Source organism: Szabonella alba (assembly GCF_016765775.1).
GTDB classification, from domain to species: Bacteria; Pseudomonadota; Alphaproteobacteria; order Rhodobacterales; family Rhodobacteraceae; genus Szabonella; species Szabonella alba.
Map to the genome: position 1 here is coordinate 1 of NZ_JAESVN010000038.1, position 2,022 is coordinate 2,022.

Here is a 2,022-nt window from a genome sequence, read left to right on the forward strand (position 1 = left end):
TGCCCGCGCCGCCGCCGATAAAATCGCCGCCCGATCCCGCATGGATCAGGTCATTGCCATCATTGCCCAGCAGGTGGTTGGTGCCATCGCCACCGCCATGGATGGTATCCGATCCCGATCCGCCCTGCACCGTGTCATTGCCAAGGCCGCCCCAGAGGATGTTGCTGCCGGCCCCGTCGATGATCAGATCATCTCCCGCGCCGCCGCCGATATTGTCATTCCCCAAACCGCCATAGATCGTGTCGTTGCCGCCCTCGCTGCGGATCGTGTCATCGCCCGCCAGTCCCAAGACCGCATCGGCAAGTGCCGTCCCGGTAATCTCGTCTGCCCCTTCGGTGCCGAGGACGGGCAGGGTGAACATCCGCCCGGTCACGGTGCCCGAAACGCCTTCATCCCGATCAATCCAGGTGAACAGGATCTGTCCGTTCGGCAGTTGCGTTACATTCCGCGCGGCGTCGTAAAGCTCATTGGACCCTCCGACCTGGGCGTTGAAATACTGGTTCCCCTCCCCGTCCTGATTGACCCGGAACTCCTGACCGATGGCCTCGCCTGCCGCATCGAAGCGTCGGGCAAAGATGCCGAACCGGTCACCATCCTGTCCTGCGGACTGCCAGGTGACAAGGAACCCGCCATCCTGCAGCGCCAGAACCGAACTGAAGCTCTGATCACCTGCGGTAAAGACATTGACCTGGAATTCGCTCCCAACGGGAAGCCCTGCCGCATCGTAGCGCTGGCCGAAAATGCCAAGGCCACTTCCATCCTGCCCCGAGGATGTCCAGGTTGCGACAAAGCCACCATCCTCAAGGGCGGCAACGGTCACGTCATATTGTGCTCCGAATGTCTGGGTATTGATCCTGAACTCCAGACCGACCCGGGCACCGTCCGCGTCAAAGCGCTGACCATAGGCCCCGTAGGAGTTGCCATCCTGTCCGCTCGATGCCCAGGTGATCACGAAACCGCCATCGGCCAGGGCCGTGGTGCGGCTGTAGAACTGGATGTTGTCCGTATAGGTGTTGACCGCAAACTCGTCACCGACGGGATCGCCTGCGGCATCGAAGACCCGTGCGGCGACGCCATAGCTGGACGGGTCGATATTCTCGCCGTCCCAGGACACGACGAAGCCACCGCCGGACAGCGCCGTGACGGATGGATTGACCTGCCAGCCCGTCACGGGCAGGTTCACCGCAAACTCCTCTCCCACGAGGGTGCCCGTGGCGTCAAACCTCGCGCCCCGCACGTTGTAACCCGTGCCGTCAAAATTCGCGATGGACGCGCGCACGACGACGAACCCGCCATCGGGCAGTGCGGCAACGGCAGGGTTCACATGCGTCGTCGAAGCCGAGAACGTGACCGGGAATTGCTCACCTGCAGGATTGCCTGCTGCGTCGAAGATGCGCCCCAGACTGATATATCCGGTTGTGTAGGAGCCCCAGACAACGACAAAACCGCCGCCCGCCAGTGCCTCGACCGAACTGTCGAAGCGCGACAGGCTTGTCGGGGGATTAACAGAAAACTCATGTGTGACCGCGACCGGGGTATTCACCATTTTCATCTCCCTGTTGCCCAATGTGGCGAATTATTTTGCCGGAAACTCCTGCTACCAGATCATCTTCAGACTAATTTTAAGAACATATGTATCATGGAATTGCCCAATGAAGCATATATTATCACAGGTATTGCGCGGGAGAGTGAGCCGATTAAAAGTAAGGGGGCCCGGTTACAAAAGAAAATCGCCTGCGGTGACCCCCGGCGCCCCGGTCAGTTCCAGCACCCAGTCGGCCGTGCCATCGCCGTTCTGATCGCCGATCAGAAGACCCCCGGCGGCGAAATGATAGAACGAGGCCTGCCCGCCGCCGACCAGCCCGCCCGTGCCGTTGAACATGGTGTTCAGCGCGGTCAGGTCGATGTCATCCACGCCGCTGGTGAAATCCGTGATCACGTCACGGCCCGCCCCGATGCCGATATGGGCCGCCGAGGCGAAGACGAAGACATCCGCGCCCGGCCCGCCGCTCATCACATCGC

Annotated in this window: 2 protein-coding genes; both read right to left on the reverse strand. The window is 61.3% G+C overall.

Annotation, left to right across the window (positions count from 1 at the left end):
* Positions 1 to 1,546: calcium-binding protein (locus JL811_RS19795; RefSeq protein ID WP_273542516.1), on the reverse strand; the 1,546-nt coding region annotated here is incomplete at its 3' end.
* Between the two features lie 171 nt (positions 1,547 to 1,717).
* On the reverse strand, positions 1,718 to 2,022 hold a 305-nt coding region (locus tag JL811_RS19800; protein WP_420496794.1), incomplete at its 5' end, for a M10 family metallopeptidase C-terminal domain-containing protein.